The sequence below is a fragment of the Streptomyces sp. NPDC001137 genome, from assembly GCF_040298885.1.
Lineage (GTDB): Bacteria > Actinomycetota > Actinomycetes > Streptomycetales > Streptomycetaceae > Streptomyces.
Window position 1 is genome coordinate 187762 of the sequence record NZ_JBEPBA010000001.1, and the last position, 16520, is coordinate 204281.

The following is a 16520-nucleotide window of genomic DNA, read 5'->3' on the forward strand; positions in this document are numbered from 1 at the left end:
TGGAAGTGTGCGGCCCCTCCGCTCGAAGGGTTCAAGCCGGAGGGGCCGTACGGGAGTTACTTGGTGAGATGCTCCGGGCCGAAGGCCTGGGGAAGCATCTCCGACAGGGGCAGGATTCCCGCCGGTGTCTCCAACAGCAGCTCGGGGCCGCCGAACTCGTACAACAGCTGGCGGCAGCGGCCGCACGGGACGAGGATCTCGCCCCTGCCGTCCACGCAGGTGAAGTGCGTCAGACGCCCGCCGCCGGTCCGCTGCAGCTCCGAGACCAGACCGCACTCGGCGCACAGGCCGAGGCCGTAGGAGGCGTTCTCGACGTTGCAGCCGGAGACCGTGCGGCCGTCGTCGACCAGGGCGGCGACCCCGACCGGGAAGCCCGAGTAGGGGGCGTACGCATGGGACATGGCCTCGCGCGCCAGCTCCCGCAGTGCCTCCCAGTCGACGGCGGCCGGCGGGGTCACTTGCCCTGGCCCTTCCGGTAGCGCATGCCGTCCGCCTTGGGCATCCGCAGGCGCTGCGCGGACAGCGACAGCACCAGCAGCGTGACGACGTACGGGGTGGCGCCCACGAAGTCGCTCGGGACCTCGTCGGTGACCAGGTACCAGACCAGGACGCCCGCGCCCACCAGGAGGCTGATGCCGCCCTGCCAGTGCGCCTTCTTGTACAGCTTCCAGCCGGCCAGGCCCGCGAGGAGCACGACCAGCAGGAGCAGCAGCGCGTGGACGGTCGCACCGCCGTTGCGCAGCTGAAGCGCGTCGGAGTAACCGAACAGGCCCGCGCCCATGGCGAGGCCGCCGACTCGCCAGTTGCCGAAGATCATGGCCGCGAGACCGATGAAGCCGCGCCCGCCGGTCTGCGCCTCCAGGTAGGTGTGCGAGGTGACCAGCGCGAGGAAGGCACCGCCGAGGCCCGCGAGGCCGCCGGAGACCGCCACGGCCGCGTACTTGTACTTGTAGACGTTGACGCCGAGGGACTCCGCGGCGATCGGGTTCTCGCCGCAGGAGCGCAGCCGCAGACCGAACGAAGTGCGCCACAGCAGCCACCAGCTGCCGATGAACAGCAGGACGGCGAAGACCGTCACGACGGACAGGTTGGTGACCAGGCCGCCGATGATGCCGGCGAGGTCGGAGATCAGGAACCAGTGGTGGTTCTCGATGGAGTGCAGCCCGCTGGACAGGCCCGGTACGTCGAAGTTGGGCAGCGAGTCGACCGGCGGGGACTGCTTGGGGTTGCCGCCCGCGTCGGCCGCCTTGCCGTTCGTGAAGAAGAGCTTGGCGAGGTACTGGGTGGCGCCCAGCGCGAGCAGGTTGACGGCGACACCGGAGACGATGTGGTCGACGCCGAAGGTGATGGTCGCGACCGCGTGCACCAGGCCGCCGAGGATGCCGAAGCCGATACCGCACAGCAGGCCCAGCCACGGGTTGGACTGCCAGCCGATCCAGCCGGCGCCGAAGGTGCCGAGGATCATCATGCCCTCGAGGCCGATGTTGACCACACCGGAGCGCTCGGACCACAGGCCGGCGAGACCCGCGAGACCGATGGGTACGGCGAGGCTGAGCGCGGCGGAGACCTGGCCGTCGGAGGTGAGCTGGTCCGAGCCGGAGATGACGCGGACCGCGGCGACCAGCAGCAGCGCACCGGCGACGATCATCAGGATCTGGCCGAGCGAGCGGCCCGAGCGGCCGCGTTCCATGTCCGCCTTGGGAGCCGCGGGCGGCGGCGTGTCGGTCATCGTGGCAGTCATCACGCCACCTCCTGCTTCTGGGTCGGGGCGGCGGCCTGGGCGGCGAGCTCGGCGCCGACCCGCTGCTGCTGGCGCCTGAGGCCGTAGCGGCGTACGAGTTCGTAGGCGATGACGACGCACAGGACGATGACGCCCTGGATGACGCCGAGGATCTCCTTGTCGTACCCCTCGAACTCGAGGTGGTTGGTGGTGCGCTCCAGGAAGCCCCACAGCAGGGCGCCGAGCGCGATGCCGACCGGGTTGTTGCGGCCGAGCAGCGCGATGGCGATGCCGGTGAAGCCGATGCCCGTCGGGAAGTCGTTGCTGAACTGGTGGCTGTCGTTGAGCAGGGTCGGCATGCCGATCAGACCGGCCACCGCACCCGAGATGACCATGCTGGTGGCGATCATCTTCTTGACGGAGACACCGCTCGCTGCGGCCGCGCTCTCGGACTGGCCGACGGTGCGCAGGTCGAAGCCGAAGCGGGTGCGGCCGAGCACGAACCAGTACGCGACACCGACGACCACGGCGATGACGATGAAGCCCCACAGCTCGCCCGCGGCGCCGGTGTCGATCTGGAAGAAGTACGAGGACTGCGGCAGCGGCTTGGTGGAGATCACCGTGCCGCCGCTCTGGAGCTCGGCCAGCTTCCCCGGCTGCAGCAGATAGGCGATGATCGCGGTGGCGATCGAGTTCAGCATGATGGTCGAGATGACCTCGCTGACACCCCGGGTCACCTTGAGGACACCCGCGATGGCCGCCCACAGGGCGCCGGTCGCCATGGCGCACAGGATGATCAGCGGGATGGAGATCCAGCCGGGCGTGGTCAGCGCGCCGCCGAGGACCGCGGCGAAGAACGCGGCGATCCGGTACTGGCCGTCGACGCCGATGTTGAACAGGTTCATCCGGAAGCCGATGGCCACCGAGACACCCGCCAGGTAGTACGTCGTCGCCTTGTTCAGGATGTAGACCTGGCTGTCGCTGGCGGTGCCGTAGCTCACCATGTCGCTGAAGGCGGAGCCCGGGTTCTTGCCGGTGGCGAGGATGACCAGGGCGGTGACGACGAGCGCGGCGACGATCGCCAGCAGCGGCGCCGCGATGCCGAGGAGCAGCCGCTCCTTGTCGATGCGTTGGGTCAGCTTGTTCATCGGGCGTCGTCCTCTGTGTGCTCCAGGTGGCCGGTGGCCGCACCCGTCATGGCGGAGCCCAGCTCCTCGGGGGTGATCGTGGCGGGGTCGGCGTCGGCGACCAGTCGGCCGCGGTACATCACCCGCAGGGTGTCGGACAGGCCGATGAGCTCGTCCAGGTCGGCGGAGATCAGCAGCACGGCCAGGCCCTCGCGGCGGGCCTCGCGGATGTGGTCCCAGATCGCGGCCTGCGCGCCGACGTCCACGCCGCGGGTGGGGTGGGCGGCGATCAGCAGCTTGGGCGCGTGGCTCATCTCGCGGCCGACGATCAGCTTCTGCTGGTTGCCGCCGGAGAGGGAGGCGGCGGTGACGTCGATGCCGGGGGTGCGGACGTCGTACGCCTGGATGATGCGCTCGGTGTCGGTGCGGGCGGCCTTGATGTCGAGCAGCTGACCGCGGGAGTTGGGCTTCTCGGTGACATGGCCGAGGATGCGGTTCTCCCACAGCGGGGCTTCGAGGAGCAGACCGTGGCGGTGGCGGTCCTCGGGGATGTAGCCGACGCCGGCCTCGCGGCGGTCGCGGGTGGGGGCGTGGGAGATGTCGGTGCCGTCGAGGCTGATGAGACCGGCGTCCGGATCGCGGATGCCCATGATCGCCTCGACCAGCTCGGACTGGCCGTTGCCCTCCACGCCGGCGATGCCGAGGACCTCGCCCTTGTGGATGGTGAAGGAGATGTCGTCGAGGATGATCCGCTCGACGCCGTCGAGGTCCGTCTGGGCCAGCCGCAGGCCGTCCAGCTTCAGCAGCGGCACGTCGGTGACCGTGGACTCCTCGGTCTCCGGGGTGGGCAGTTCGCTGCCGACCATCAGCTCGGCGAGCTGCTTGGGGGTGGTGCCGGCCGGCTTGACCGTGCCGACGGTGGTGCCGCGGCGGATGACGGTGATCTCGTCGGCGACGGACAGCACCTCGCCCAGCTTGTGGGAGATGAAGATGACCGTCAGGCCCTCGGCCTTCAGCTCGCGCAGGTTGTCGAAGAGGGCGTCGACCTCCTGCGGCACGAGGACGGCGGTGGGCTCGTCGAGGATGAGGGTCTTGGCGCCGCGGTAGAGGACCTTGAGGATCTCCACGCGCTGGCGGTCGGCGACGCCGAGTTCCTCGAGGAGGACGTCGGGGCGGACGTTCAGGCCGTACGCGTCGGAGATCTCCTTGATCTTCGTACGCGCCTTGGCGCCGATGCCGTGGAGCTTCTCCGCGCCGAGGACGACGTTCTCCAGGACGGTGAGGTTGTCGGCGAGCATGAAGTGCTGGTGCACCATGCCGATGCCGCGGGCGATGGCGTCGGCGGGGTTGTGGAAGACGACGGTCTCGCCGTTCACGGTGATGGTGCCCTCGTCGGCCTGCTGCATGCCGTAGAGGATCTTCATGAGGGTGGACTTACCGGCGCCGTTCTCACCGCACAGGGCATGGACGGTGCCTGTACGGACGGTGATGTCGATGTCCTTGTTGGCCACGACACCGGGGAATCGCTTGGTGATGCCGCGCAGTTCGACGGCAGCGGGAGGGCTGGACGCGTTGATGGCGCACTCTCCTCGGGGGAAATGGGCTGCGTAGGGGAGGGCAGGCGTCGGCGACGCTAGCGCGGCAACTCCATGCTACACGCGTAGAGTTGACACATTGTTATGGCTCGGCGAGGGGCTGTGGGAACGCGCCCTCGCCGAGCCGGGGTTCGGCGGGAACCGCCAGGTCAGCTGGTCTTGACCTTGACGGTGCCGTCGACGATCTTCTTCTTCGCGGCGTCCAGCTGGGTCTTGATGTCGTCGATGAAGCCACCGCTGGTGGCGAGGCCGACACCGCCCTTGGCGAGCGAGTAGACCTGGTTGCCGGTCAGCGGCTTGCCGTCGTGCACGGACTTGATGAAGTCGTAGACGCCGACATCCACGTTCTTGACCATCGAGGTCAGGATCGAGCTCTTGTACTTGGCCAGACCCGGGATGTTGTACTGGTCCGAGTCCACGCCGATGGCCCAGGCACCCTTGACGCCGTTGACGGCCTCGATCGAGCCGTTGCCGGAGGAGCCGGCGGCGGCGTAGATCACGTCGGCGCCGTTGTCGAGCATGCCGGACGCGGCCTCCTTGCCCTTGTCGGGGCTGGAGAAGCCGGACAGGTCCGAGCCGTGGGTCAGGTACTGGACGTCGACCTTGACCTTGGAGTTGGTGTCCTTGACGCCCTGGACGTAACCCGCCGCGAACTTCTTGATCAGCGGGGTGTCGACGCCGCCGATGAAGCCGACGTGGTCCTTCTTGGTCTTCAGTGCCGCGGCGACACCGGCCAGGTAGGAGCCCTGCTCCTCGGTGAAGGTGATGCTGTCGACGTTCTTGGCGGTCGCGACCGAGTCGATCAGGCCGAAGTTGACCTTCGGGTACTTCGCGGCGACCTTGTCGACCGCGGTGGCGTAGGAGAAGCCGACGGCCACGATCGGGTTGTAGCCGGCGTCCGCGAGGTCGGTGAGGCGCTGCTCGCGGTCGGCCTCGGTGTCGGAGTTCTTCGCGGTCAGCTCCTTGATGGAACCGCCGAACTCCTTCTCGGCCTGGTCGGCACCGCGCGCGGCGGAGTCGTTGAAGGAACGGTCACCGCGGCCGCCGACGTCGTAGGCGAGACCGATCTTGATGCCCTTGCCGCCGCCGGAGGAAGCGGAGGAGGACGAGTTGTCCTTCTCGGACGAGGTGCTGCCACAGGCAGTGGCAGTCAGTGCAAGAGCTGCGGTGGCGATACACGCAGCGGAAAGCTTGGCTACCCGGCGCACGGGAGGCTCCTTCACCTGACCTGAGCGCCATGTCGGCGCTTCATGTGAGCACCTTGCCAGTGCTCGGGCCCGGACGCCCCTGCGGCGTCGGCTTCGCGGCATCGTAACGCGCGTAGATGTCAGAAAAACACCCCTCCCGAAGCCGTTATCGATTCGAGGCAAACGCTGTCTGAACTCGGGCTCTCACTCGGTCGCACACCCTGATTTCGATGCGTGCACGATTGGCTTACGAGCATGTTGCGCCGGTCGGCGGAACGGCCCCCGAGGGGGCCGCCCGCACGCTCGGATCACTCAGCCGCGTCCAGCAGGGCCGCCGCCGTGAACAGCTCCACACCCACCGTGATCGCCGACTCGTGGGCGTCGAAGTCGCCCTGGTGCAGATCGCGCACCGTGCGCTCGCCCGGGGTGCGCACGCCGAGGCGGGCCATGGAGCCGGGGACGTGCTCCAGGTACCAGGAGAAGTCCTCGCCGCCCAGGCTCTGCTCGGTGTCCTCGATGGACTGGGCGCCGCGGCGGGCGGTCATGGCGTCGCGCAGCAGGTCGGTCACGTCCGCGTCGTTGACCACGGGCGGGACTCCACGCACGTAGTTGATCTCCGACTTGGCGCCGTGCAGGTTGGCGACCTCGTCGATGGCGGCGACCACGAGGTCCGGGGCCTGCCGCCAGGCCTCGATGTCGAGGCAGCGGACGGTCCCGGAGAGCTCGGCGTGCTGCGGGATGACGTTCGGGGCGTGTCCCGACTCGATGCGGCCCCAGGTCACGGCGAGGCCGGAGCGGGTGTCCATCCGCCGGCCGACGAGCGCGGGCACGTCGATGGCGACGCGGGCGGCGGCGGTGACCAGGTCGGTGGTCAGGTGCGGGCGGGCGGTGTGGCCGCCGGGGCCGTCGAGCGCGACCTCCAGCCGGTCGCAGGCGGAGGTGATGGCGCCCTGCCGGAGGCCGATCCGGCCGGCGTCCACCCGGGGGTCGCAGTGCACGGCGATCATCCGGCCGACGCCGTCGAGCACCCCGCAGTCGATCGCGTCCGCGGCGCCGCCGGGCAGCACCTCCTCGGCCGGCTGGAAGACCAGCCGCACGGGCCGCGGGAGCTTGCCCTGCTTGTGCAGCTCGGCCAGGACCAGGCCGGCGCCGAGCACCACGGTGGTGTGCACGTCGTGGCCGCAGGCGTGGGCGCGGTCCGGCACGGTCGAGCGGTACGGGCACTCACTCTTCGTGTCCGGGATGGGCAGGCCGTCGATGTCGGCGCGCATGCCGAGCATGGGCCGCCCGCCGTCCCACTCCCCGATGTCACAGACGAGCCCGGTACCGGTGGCGAGCACACGGGGCCGCAGGCCTGCCGCCTCGAGCCGCTCCTTGATCGCCGCGGTGGTGCGGAACTCCTGGTTGCCGAGCTCGGGGTGCATGTGCAGGTCACGACGGAAGGCGACGAGTTCGGCATACAGCGCCTCGGGCAGCGTGCCTTCGAGCACCGCTTCCCCGGCGAGGTCGACCTCGGACTCTGGTGACATCAGTTGCTTCACCCTCTTAAGCGTAGGACGCCGGGGTGGCCAACTGACCCTCGATCAACAAAAGTTCAACCCCTCAGGGGGGAGAAAATCTGGCCGCTCGGCGCATGGGCAAGGGTTGAGATGGGTATACCTTGCTTTTCTCTACGCATACCACGCCCCGCCCCTGTCCATGGTTCCGGTCCACGTGTCGGGACCGCACTGTGGGACGTACGGGCCCGGATCCCGGAATCATCACCACCGCGCGACGTTTCCGCCACGCAGCGCACACGGTGGGTGGATCGTGGGCAGCCTGCCCCCATGGAGGCGTGCGGCTGCGGTGAGGAACACATCCCCGGGATGCTGGCGAAATTCGGTCTGCTCGGCACGGCCGGCCTGTTCCTGGGCCTGCTGGTGGCGATGACCCTTGTGGGCTGGCTGCTGGTGGCGGCGGTCTCGCTGTATCTGCGGTGGCGGTACCCGCCGTGGACGGACGAGGTCGACGAGACATCCGGGCCGGGCCTCGGGGAGAGGCACGGGGAAAGGTTCGAGCAGTCCTCGCAGGACTCTCTCGGCGGTTTCACCTGGACGACGGACGACCGCTAGTAGGGTGCGGGCCCGTGAGCTCCGCGATACCGGGCAGCCCGGACTTCCTGCGTACCACCCGATCCTCGTACGACGCGATCGCCCGCCCGTACAGCGAGCAGTTCGCCGACCACCTGAGCGGCAGACCGCTGGACCTGGCCCTGGTCACCGCCTTCGCCGAGCTCGTCCGTGCGGCCGGTACCGCCCCTGTCGCCGATGTCGGCAGCGGGCCCGGCCATGTCACCGCGCGGCTCGACGCGCTCGGGGTGCCGGCCTTCGGGGTCGACGTCTCCCCCGGCATGGTGGCGCTGGCCCGTCAGGCGCATCCCGGGCTGCGGTTCCACGTCGGATCCATGACCGCGCTGGACCTGCCGGACGAGACGCTGGGCGGTGTGCTCGCCCTCTACTCGATCATCCATGTCCCGGACGATCACCTGAAGACCGTCTTCGACGAGTTCCGGCGCGTTCTGGTGCCCGGGGGGCATGTTCTGCTGGGCTTCCAGAGCGGTGACGAGGACGGGCATCTGCGGCTGGAGGAGCGGTTCGGGCGCGAGATCTCGCTGGACTACTACTGGCGTACGCCGGATGCCGTGGCCGAGCAGCTGGTCAAGGCGGGGCTGCGGGTGGATGCACGGGTGCTGCGCGAGCCCGCGCAGGACGAGACGCGGGCGCGGGCGTTCCTGCTGGCGCGGAAGGACGACTGAGGCGCGGTCATGCCGCCGTGACCGCCGACAGCCGGGTCACGTCCCGTGCCGTGCCCGTCACGCCCGACAGGAAGCCCTGGGCCCGCGGCGACGCGTTCTGGGTCAGCCAGGCGGGGTCGATGTCGCACACCGCGACCCGGACCTCCGTGCCCGTCAGGGCCAGCGGGAGGGTGTGGACGACCGTCGAGGGGAAGCTCAGGACGGTGCGGCCGATGGGGCCGCGGCGGGCGATCAGTTCCAGGGGGAGGTCGGGGCGGACGATCTCCAGGCCCGTCTCGGCGGCCAGTCGGTGGAGTTTGTCCGTGCTCTCGCGGCGGTGGGCGAAGTAGCGGGTGGCTCCGTGGGTCTTCGCCAGGGTGCGGACGGCCTCCAGGTAGCGGTCGCCGTCCACCACGCCGGTCTCCACCAGGGAGGTGCCCACCATGTCGGCGCCCTTGGTGATGCGGGGCGGGCCGAAGCGGAAGCGGGTCCAGGAGAAGTCGTTGGTGTGGACGGTCACGCCGGGCGGGATCTCGTCCATGGGCATGGAGGAGAAGACCGCCACGCTGCGCCTGGCGCTCGGGGTGAGGCGGCGGCGGGCCTTGGAGGACACCGGCGCGAAGATCAGGTCGCGGGCGCTCGGGCGGCCGCCCTTGCGGTGCCAGCGGACGAGACGTTCACCGCGGGCCAGCTGGGCGACGAACTCCATCGTGGCCGTGCCGTCGTCGACGACGACCAGGTCGCGGGCCTTGGTGATGGTCAGCAGGAGTTGTACGTAGCGGGAGAAGGGGTCGCCCAGGACGATGCGGTCGGCCCTGCGGAGCGTGCCCGTCAGGCCGCCGATGGTCTGGAAGGGGGCCGCGGGGCCGCCCCGGGCCTCCTCCCAGCGGACCGTGTGGCCCTCGTCGCGGGCGAGTTCGGCCATGCGGCGCAGCTGGCCGCGGGTCATGGGGTCGGTCGGGGACAGGACGACGAGGGTGAGCCCCGCGCCGGGCGCCTGGGCATGCGCCCACTCCAGCACGTTCAGGAGCTGTACCGGGCTCTCGACGAACGCGAGAGTGGAGGTGCTGCCGGCGGATCCGGCGCGGCGGCTCATCGACGTATGACCGTCCCGTAAGTGGTGGTGAATCAGACCGTGACCGGCTCGCCCGCGGCCGCGGCGATCTCCGCCTCGGCGACGACGCCCGTGACGCGGCGCAGCTTCTTCATGGGGCCGAGCTCGGACTCGTAGACCTTCTTGACGCCGTCGCCGAGGGAGGCCTCGATGGTGCGGATGTCGCGGACGAGGCGGGTCAGGCCCTGCGGCTCGACGGAGGCGGCCTGGTCGGAGCCCCACATCGCGCGGTCCAGGGTGATGTGGCGCTCGACGAAGGTGGCGCCGAGGGCGACCGCGGCGAGGGTGGTCTGCAGGCCGGTCTCGTGGCCGGAGTAGCCGATCGGGACGTTCGGGTACTCGGCCTGCAGGGTGTTGATCACGCGGAGGTTGAGCTCCTCGGCCTTCGCCGGGTACGTCGAGGTGGCGTGGCAGAGCAGGATGTTCTCCGAGCCGAGGACCTCGACCGCGTGGCGGATCTGCTTCGGGGTGGACATGCCGGTGGAGAGGATGATCGTGCGGCCGGTGGCGCGCAGGGCGCGCAGCAGCTCGTCGTCGGTCAGGGAGGCCGAGGCCACCTTGTGGGCGGGGACGTCGAACTTCTCCAGGAAGGCGACGGCCTCGGTGTCCCACGGGGAGGCGAACCAGGCGATCCCCTTCTCCTTGCAGTACGCGTCGATCTGGCGGTACTCGTCCTCGCCGAACTCCACGCGGTGGCGGTAGTCGATGTAGGTCATGCGGCCCCAGGGGGTGTCACGCTCGATGTCCCACTGGTCGCGCGGGGTGCAGATCTCCGGGGTGCGCTTCTGGAACTTCACGGCGTCGCAGCCGGCCTCGGCGGCCACGTCGATGAGCTTGAAGGCGTTCTCCAGCTCGCCATTGTGGTTGATGCCGATCTCGCCGCAGATGTAGACGGGCTGACCGGGGCCGGCGATGCGCTCGGTACCGAAGGTGCGCAGGCGGGAGTTGATGCTCATGGCAGTGAACTGTCCTTACTTGGTTAGGGAGTCGAGAGAGGGGCCGAGGATCCAGCTGGCGATCTCTCGGATCGCGCCGTCGCCACCGGGGAGGGTGGTGACCGCACGGGCGGCGCCGCGTACCACGTCGTGGGCGCTCGCGACCGCCACGGGCCAGCCCACGAGGGCGAAGCACGGGAGGTCGTTGACGTCGTTGCCGACGTAGAGCACGCGCTCGGGCGCGATGCCCTGCTCCTCGCACCACTGCTTCAGTGCGAGGTCCTTGCGGTCGATGCCGTGCAGCACGGGGATCTGCAGCTTTCGTGCGCGCGCGGCGACGACCGGGTTCTGCTCCGTGGAGAGGACCAGCATCTTCAGGCTGCTCTTGCGCAGCGCGGCGATGCCGAGCCCGTCTCCGCGGTGCACGGAGACGAACTCCCTTCCATCGGCGTCGATCAGCACCCTGTCGTCGGTCTGGGTGCCGTCGAAGTCCAGTACGACCGCGTCGATGTCGTCGGCGGTCGGGAGGGCGCCGGGCCGGTCGGCGTCGAAGAGGGGGGCCAGGGCCCGGGCCCGCGCGAGGTCGTGCGGGTCGTCGATCTCCAGCACCCGTGCCGGATCGGTGCGGACGAGTTCGGTACGGCCGAAGAAGCGGTGCTGGTGCTTGCGGAAGCCCGCCGCGTCCATCGCGTAGGCGGCGCCGGTCTCCAGGAGGTCCTGGGGGCGGTCCTGGCGGCGGGGGCGGAAGGACTTGTCGTGGTTGACGCCGTAGCCGCCGCCGGTGGCCGCGTCGGCCTCGGCGACGGTGCCCGCGGTGGCCTCGTCGTCGGCGTCCCGCCAGATGAAGCCGTGGAAGGGGGCCACGGTGACGGCGGTGTCGGCGCCGTTCTCGACGACCGCGGACGCCACTCCGTCGATGTCCTCGCGGATGATGAACGGGCTGGTGCACTGCACGAACACCACCACGTCGACGGCCGCGCCGTGCAGGGCCTCGTGGGCGTCCATGGCGTGCAGGACGGCGGCCTCGGAGGTCGCCGTGTCCCCGGCTATGGCGGTGGGGCGCAGGACGACCTCGGCGCCCGCCTGACGGGCCGTCGCGGCGATGGCCTGGTCGTCGGTGGACACCACGACGTCCGTCACCAGCCGGGTGGCGAGGCACTCCCGCACGGCACGGGCCACGAGCGGCACACCGCCGACGGGGGCGAGGTTCTTCGCGGGCACGCCCTTGGAGCCGCCACGCGCGGGAATCACCGCGAGCACCCGGCGCACCGAAGCGCCTTGGCCCGCTTGCGGGTTGGACATGGGAACTACTCCTTGGGCTCCTTGCGGAGGAATCGGCGCGAACGCGGCTCGCGCTCCTGTGGGTTCCGTGGCGGCCGGGGTCACGGCTCGTGCGACCGCGGAGCGCTCGGCGGCGGTCACAGCTCCCCCATCCGCCGGATGACGGGAGCCACCCGCTGCACCCCGTGCCGGTAGGCGCCGCGGGCCGCGCGGCGGACGATCTGGCGGACCGGGCCCGGCTCCCTGTCGTGGGCGGGGGCTCCGGGCAGCGGGCTGCCGTCGGGGCCGAGGTGGTGGCGGGCGAGGATGCCGGGGAGGTAACCGGGCGCGGTCGCCGGTGTGTAGTAGGGGGCGAGCGGGGGCAGCTCGGGCGCCGCGAGCAGCTTGGCGATGCGCTCCCTCGCCACGTCGAAGGCGGTCTCGTACGACCCGTCCGTCGCGACGCCCTGCCGGGCCACCCACTCCTCGTCGGCGGCCGGCCGGTGCCCGGCGTCCAGCTGGTCCCAGGAGGCGAGGCAGCCGGAGCCCACGAAGTGGTGGTTGCCGAGGACCTCACGGATGCCGAGGTCGGTCAGCACGACCGTCGGGATACGGCGGTGCAGGGACTCCAGCGCGGCCGTCGAGCTGATGGTGACCAGGAGGTCGGTGCGGTCGAGGACCTCACCCATGTTCCCGTAGACCAGGCGGAAGTTGGCCGGCGGATCGAGCCGCTGGACCAGCTTCTGGTAGGGCTGTTCCTCGATGTGCGTGGTGTGCTCGCCCGGCTTGGAGCGCAGCTTCAGCAGCACCTCGCGCTCGGGGTGCAGCCGGGCGTGCCGGATCAGCCGGTCGAGCAGGTAGACGCGGTCCTTGCGGGTGTCCGGGACGGACGGCTGTACGGCGAACACCACGGTGTAGGGGTCGTGTTCACCTTCGTAGGGAGCACCGCCGAGGAACGGCAGTGCCACCTCGGTCACCGACGAGGCGTCGGCGCCCACCCCCTCGTACACCGCCCGGAAGCGCTCCGCGTCCTGCCGGGAGTTGGCGAGGACGAGGTCCGCGCCGTGCCGCAGCAGAAGGCCGTCGGCCAGCTTCTCGTAGACGACGCCGACATAGCCGGTGACGACCACGGGACGTCGCTCGCGGCTCTCCCACGCGTGCCGCAGGCCGTTCAGCATCGCCTGGACGCCACCGCCGACGAGGGCGAGGACGAGGACGTCGTACTCCTCCTCGGCCATCGCGCGCAGGAACTCGACGGCCGTGACCTCGCGGAGCGAGTCGGCGCGCACACCGACCTCCGCCAGCTGGCGTGCGGTGGGCGTCGCCCGCCCGCGCAGCAGGAATCCGCTCAGCTCGAGACCGACTTGCGCGTCCTCGCTGGGTGCGGTTTCCATGGACGGGCCCGGGGCGATGCGAGCCGCGGTCAGCGCACCCCATTTCCAGCGGGTGTCGGAGTCCGCGAGCACGGCGATTCGCGTGGGCTTCGAGGTACTTGGTGGCACGTCGAAGACGGTAAGAAGCAATTCCGAGGCGCGGCCCAACCGCACCTCAACAAAAAGTTAACAACACCCCGCCGAGAGCCGAACTGGCCCGCCAAACCGCCGGAGCTACAGGTGATGCACCGTTCCGACACATTGAGTTCACCCTCTGTACGGGCACCGGAAAGTTACGCCGCCGAACCGCCTCTTACCCTTTCTCGTGTGCCAAAGCTTTCCGTGATCGTGCCGTTCTACAACGTGCAGCAATACGCCCCGGACACCCTCAAAAGCCTTCGCTTGAACGCGCAACGGGATTTCGAGTTCGTACTGGTCGACGACCATTCGAAGGACGAAACTCCGGCGATTCTCGAACGTGCGGCCGAGGAACTCTCCGACGTGGCGCAGGTGCGGTATATCCGCCATGAGAAGAACGGGGGACTCGCCACTGCCCGCAACACCGGCCTGGACGCGGCCCAGGGCGAGTACCTGACGTTCCTGGACGGCGACGACTGGCTGGCTCCCGGCTACCTCGCCGAACTGGTCGCGGCCATCGAGGGGTTGGGCGTCGACTTCGTGCGCACCGACCATGTGCAGGCGACCGCCCGCGCGCGCAGTGTGAGCAGGGTTCCCATCGGGCGCCGCTGGGAGGCACTGAACCCGCGCGAGGCGATCCTGCCGGCCGACCGTTCGACGTCCGTGGACTACGCCTTCGCCTGGGCCGGCGCCTACCACCGCCGGCTCCTCGACCAGGGCCTGCTGCACTTCACCGACGGGCTGCGCACGGCCGAGGACCGGCCGTGGATCTGGAAGCTGCACCGCGAGGCGGAGTCGTTCGCCGTGCTGAGTCTGCTCGGCGTCTTCTACCGGCGCGGGGTGGCGTCCTCCCTGACGCAGATCGGCGACGTCCGCCAGCTCGACTTCATCCGCGCCTTCGACCAGGTCATAGAGGAGACGGCGAAGGACCGGGACGCGGACCGGCTGCTGCCGAAGGCGGTGCGCACGTACTGCGCGATCATCGCCCACCATGTCTCCGACGAGGACAAGTGGGAGCCGTCGGTGTACCGGCAGCTGCGGGCCAGGAGCGCGGCCGCCATCCAGCGCCTGCCGCAGGACATGCTCGGCGACGTGCTCGAAACGATGGACATGCACCGTTCCTCCAAGCTGCGGCGGCTGCGGCGCAGGATCACGACAGCGAAGGCGGCTGCCTGATGCCCCGGACCACCCGTATCTACTGCGTCTCGACCCTGTACGGCGCCGCCACCCTGGCCGCCGCGCTGGACTCGGACTGCTTCGAGGACGAGGACCGCAGTCTGCTGCTGGTCTTCAACAACTCGGCGACGCCGGAGACGACACCGCCCGTCGACGAGATGCCGGGCTTCGAGCCGCTGCGCGACCACTTCGACGAGATCCTGTCCTGGAACGAGGCCATCCGCCCCTTCCATCCGGGCGCCTGGACCCCGCGCCAGGACGACATCCCGCTCTTCGAGCGCTATCTGCGGCTGCTCTGGGACCTGGGCGACGACCGGGTGGAACTGGTCGTGGAGTCCATCCAGGTCGCCCCGGCGCTGACGGTGGCCCAGCTGTTCACCGACGCGCCCGTGCACGTCTACGCCGACGGCCTGATGAGCTACGGCCCCACCCGCAACAAGATCGACCCGCTGGTGGGCACGCGCGTGCGGCGGCTGCTCCACCTGGACCTGGTGCCGGGACTGACCCCGCGCCTGCTGACCGAGTTCGACGTACCGGCGGAGCTGGTGCCGACCGACGCGTTCCTGAAGGTGATGGGCGAGCTCTCCTCCTCCGTCCAGGACTTGCCGGTGCTGCCCGACGACTCGGCGCTGCTGCTCGGCCAGTACCTGTCCGCGCTGGGCATCCTCACCCCCGAGGAGGAGGAGGACCTGCACGTACGGATGATGCGCGGGGCGGTCGAGCGCGGACACCGCTCGATCGTCTTCAAGCCGCACCCCACCGCGCCGGCCCGCTACAGCCGCGCCCTGGAGACCGAGGCCGGGAAGCTGGGCGTGGACCTCACCGTCCTCGACCTGCCCGTCCTGGCCGAGGTGCTGTTCGAGCAGTCGCGGCCCGCCCTGGTCGTGGGCTGCTTCTCCACGGCGCTGTTCACGGCGTCCGCGCTCTACGGCCTCCCGGTCGCCCGCATCGGTACGGCAGCGCTGCTGGGCGCGCTCACGCCGTACCAGAACAGCAACCGCGTGCCGGTCGTCCTCGCCGACGCGCTGCTGCCGGATCTGGAGGGCGGCAAGGCCGAGAAGACGCTGCCCGCGAGCACCCTGGACGGTCTGCTCGACACGCTCAGCTACACGATGCAGCCGCAGATCTACCCGTCCCTGCGGGCGGCGGCGGAACGCCACCTCTCCGAGCACCTGTCCCCGCGCACCAAGCGGTACTTCAGGCGGAAGCGGCTCACCGCGCTGGGGCTGCCCGGGGGGCTTCCGGAGCGGCTGGCGTTCATTCCGCGGAACTCCACGGCTCGGCGGGTCGTGCGGCGGGCCCGGGCCCTGCGGAAGGCTGTCCAGCGGTAGGCGGACGGGCCGTCTTTGGCACACGTCTCAGGAAGCCCCTTGCGTCTGCGCGAAGTACCCACCCTCGCGCGGGCACAAGGGGCTCCTCTGTTGCCGCTCAGGCGATTCCGTAGCGTGCCTCCAAGCCCGCGACGATCAGCGCCAGGCCCTCCTCGAAGTGGTGGTCGTAGTCCTCGAAGAGCTCTGTGCCGACGGCGGCCGCGAGGGGGAAGTCGGCCAGCAGGCGGGCGCGTTCGTCGACGTCGTAGCCCTCGCGGCGTTCGCCCGGCAGTGGGCGGACGCCCTGTTCCTCGGTGACGAAACCGATGGTGAAGGCATACGCGGTCTGGTGGGCGCGGACGGCCTGGGCGAGGGTGAAACCCGCGGCCGTGAACAGGCGTAGGTTCTCCTCCATCTCGCGGGCGTGGTCGGTGCCGGTGAAGCGCGCGCCGCTGTAGACCTTGGCGCCGTCGCGGTAGCCGAGCAGCGCCTCCCGCAGGCCCCGGTACGCCTTGGCCGTCCGCTCCTGCCAGGTGTCGTCCGGATCGAGGGCGGTCCCGGCGACCATCCGCCGGTACATCTCCGTCGCCATCTCGTCGAGGAGCGCCTGCTTGTCCTTGAAGTGCCAGTACAGGGCGGGTGCCTTGACATCCAGCTCCTTGGCGATGGTCCGCAGGGACAGGCCGTCCAGGCCCACCTCGTTCAGGAGTTTCAGGGCGGTGTCCGCGACCCGCTTGCGGTCGAGGGGCGCGCGTCGTTCCGTACTCACGCTTGACAGCTTAACAGCGTTAAGGGCACTCTCGGATCCAAGG

15 protein-coding genes are annotated in these 16520 nt (G+C 70.0%); 4 read left to right on the forward strand and 11 right to left on the reverse strand.

Features of this window, described 5'->3' with window-relative positions:
* Positions 1-56: 56 nt before the first annotated feature.
* The 6 genes from ABT254_RS00885 to ABT254_RS00910 all read right to left on the reverse strand — a co-directional run bounded on the left by ABT254_RS00885 (position 57) and on the right by ABT254_RS00910 (position 7158).
* Positions 57-458, reverse strand: a complete 402-nt coding sequence (locus tag ABT254_RS00885; protein ID WP_351462308.1) for a cytidine deaminase — start codon at positions 456-458, stop codon at positions 57-59.
* Positions 455-1741: an ABC transporter permease gene (locus ABT254_RS00890; protein ID WP_351462309.1), complete on the reverse strand. Its 1287-nt coding sequence runs from the start codon at positions 1739-1741 to the stop codon at positions 455-457. Before ABT254_RS00890 ends, ABT254_RS00885 begins: the two co-directional genes overlap by 4 nt.
* Positions 1741-2868, reverse strand: a complete 1128-nt coding sequence (locus ABT254_RS00895) for an ABC transporter permease (protein WP_351462310.1) — start codon at positions 2866-2868, stop codon at positions 1741-1743. Before ABT254_RS00895 ends, ABT254_RS00890 begins: the two co-directional genes overlap by 1 nt.
* Complete coding sequence (locus tag ABT254_RS00900; protein WP_351462311.1) at positions 2865-4358, reverse strand: ABC transporter ATP-binding protein; 1494 nt, start codon at positions 4356-4358, stop codon at positions 2865-2867. The genes ABT254_RS00895 and ABT254_RS00900 overlap by 4 nt, the downstream gene beginning before the upstream one ends.
* 233 nt (positions 4359-4591) lie before the next feature.
* Entirely contained in the window at positions 4592-5650 is a 1059-nt protein-coding gene (locus ABT254_RS00905; RefSeq protein WP_351462312.1) for a BMP family lipoprotein, read from the reverse strand.
* Positions 5651-5937: 287 nt separating this feature from the next.
* Complete coding sequence (locus ABT254_RS00910; protein WP_351462832.1) at positions 5938-7158, reverse strand: M20 family metallopeptidase; 1221 nt, start codon at positions 7156-7158, stop codon at positions 5938-5940.
* 336 nt (positions 7159-7494) lie between these two features.
* Between ABT254_RS00910 and ABT254_RS00915 the strand changes: the two genes are divergently transcribed.
* The gene (locus tag ABT254_RS00915; protein ID WP_351462313.1) at positions 7495-7740 is read left to right on the forward strand and encodes a hypothetical protein; all 246 of its coding nucleotides are present in this window, start codon (positions 7495-7497) and stop codon (positions 7738-7740) included.
* A gap of 14 nt (positions 7741-7754) precedes the next feature.
* Positions 7755-8423: a class I SAM-dependent DNA methyltransferase gene (locus ABT254_RS00920; protein ID WP_351462314.1), complete on the forward strand. Its 669-nt coding sequence runs from the start codon at positions 7755-7757 to the stop codon at positions 8421-8423.
* 7 nt (positions 8424-8430) lie between these two features.
* On the opposite strand, the gene ABT254_RS00925 is transcribed toward ABT254_RS00920, so the two are convergent.
* The 4 genes from ABT254_RS00925 to ABT254_RS00940 all read right to left on the reverse strand — a co-directional run bounded on the left by ABT254_RS00925 (position 8431) and on the right by ABT254_RS00940 (position 13213).
* Positions 8431-9498, reverse strand: a complete 1068-nt coding sequence (locus tag ABT254_RS00925; RefSeq protein ID WP_351462315.1) for a hypothetical protein — start codon at positions 9496-9498, stop codon at positions 8431-8433.
* A 32-nt stretch (positions 9499-9530) separates the two neighbouring features.
* The gene (locus ABT254_RS00930; protein ID WP_351462316.1) at positions 9531-10472 is read right to left on the reverse strand and encodes an N-acetylneuraminate synthase family protein; all 942 of its coding nucleotides are present in this window, start codon (positions 10470-10472) and stop codon (positions 9531-9533) included.
* Between the two features lie 15 nt (positions 10473-10487).
* Positions 10488-11753 (reverse strand): cytidylyltransferase domain-containing protein, encoded by a 1266-nt coding sequence (locus ABT254_RS00935; RefSeq protein WP_351462317.1) that lies wholly within the window; start codon positions 11751-11753, stop codon positions 10488-10490.
* A 116-nt stretch (positions 11754-11869) separates the two neighbouring features.
* Positions 11870-13213 carry a DUF6716 putative glycosyltransferase gene (locus ABT254_RS00940; protein ID WP_351462318.1) on the reverse strand — a complete coding sequence of 448 codons (1344 nt, stop codon included), beginning with the start codon at positions 13211-13213 and terminating at the stop codon, positions 11870-11872.
* Positions 13214-13411: 198 nt separating this feature from the next.
* Here ABT254_RS00940 and ABT254_RS00945 point away from each other — a divergent pair, with 198 nt between their 5' ends.
* Both ABT254_RS00945 and ABT254_RS00950 read left to right on the forward strand, forming a co-directional pair.
* Positions 13412-14398, forward strand: a complete 987-nt coding sequence (locus tag ABT254_RS00945; RefSeq protein WP_351462319.1) for a glycosyltransferase family 2 protein — start codon at positions 13412-13414, stop codon at positions 14396-14398.
* On the forward strand, positions 14398-15729 hold the full coding sequence (locus ABT254_RS00950) for an alpha-2,8-polysialyltransferase family protein (RefSeq protein WP_351462320.1): 1332 nt from the start codon (positions 14398-14400) through the stop codon (positions 15727-15729). The genes ABT254_RS00945 and ABT254_RS00950 overlap by 1 nt, the downstream gene beginning before the upstream one ends.
* A gap of 97 nt (positions 15730-15826) precedes the next feature.
* On the opposite strand, the gene ABT254_RS00955 is transcribed toward ABT254_RS00950, so the two are convergent.
* Positions 15827-16477 carry a TetR/AcrR family transcriptional regulator C-terminal domain-containing protein gene (locus tag ABT254_RS00955; RefSeq protein ID WP_351462321.1) on the reverse strand — a complete coding sequence of 217 codons (651 nt, stop codon included), beginning with the start codon at positions 16475-16477 and terminating at the stop codon, positions 15827-15829.
* Positions 16478-16520: the final 43 nt, after the last annotated feature.

What these genes read in the sequence shown, in the direction of transcription:
- ABT254_RS00890 (WP_351462309.1), bottom strand. Translation starts at nt 1,741, where the DNA reads ATGACTGCCACGATGACCGACACGCCGCCGCCCGCGGCTCCCAAGGCG.
- ABT254_RS00895 (WP_351462310.1), bottom strand. Translation starts at nt 2,868, where the DNA reads ATGAACAAGCTGACCCAACGCATCGACAAGGAGCGGCTGCTCCTCGGC.
- ABT254_RS00910 (WP_351462832.1), bottom strand. Translation starts at nt 7,158, where the DNA reads ATGTCACCAGAGTCCGAGGTCGACCTCGCCGGGGAAGCGGTGCTCGAA.
- ABT254_RS00915 (WP_351462313.1), top strand. Translation starts at nt 7,495, where the DNA reads ATGCTGGCGAAATTCGGTCTGCTCGGCACGGCCGGCCTGTTCCTGGGC.
- ABT254_RS00925 (WP_351462315.1), bottom strand. Translation starts at nt 9,498, where the DNA reads ATGAGCCGCCGCGCCGGATCCGCCGGCAGCACCTCCACTCTCGCGTTC.
- ABT254_RS00930 (WP_351462316.1), bottom strand. Translation starts at nt 10,472, where the DNA reads ATGAGCATCAACTCCCGCCTGCGCACCTTCGGTACCGAGCGCATCGCC.
- ABT254_RS00935 (WP_351462317.1), bottom strand. Translation starts at nt 11,753, where the DNA reads ATGTCCAACCCGCAAGCGGGCCAAGGCGCTTCGGTGCGCCGGGTGCTC.
- ABT254_RS00950 (WP_351462320.1), top strand. Translation starts at nt 14,398, where the DNA reads ATGCCCCGGACCACCCGTATCTACTGCGTCTCGACCCTGTACGGCGCC.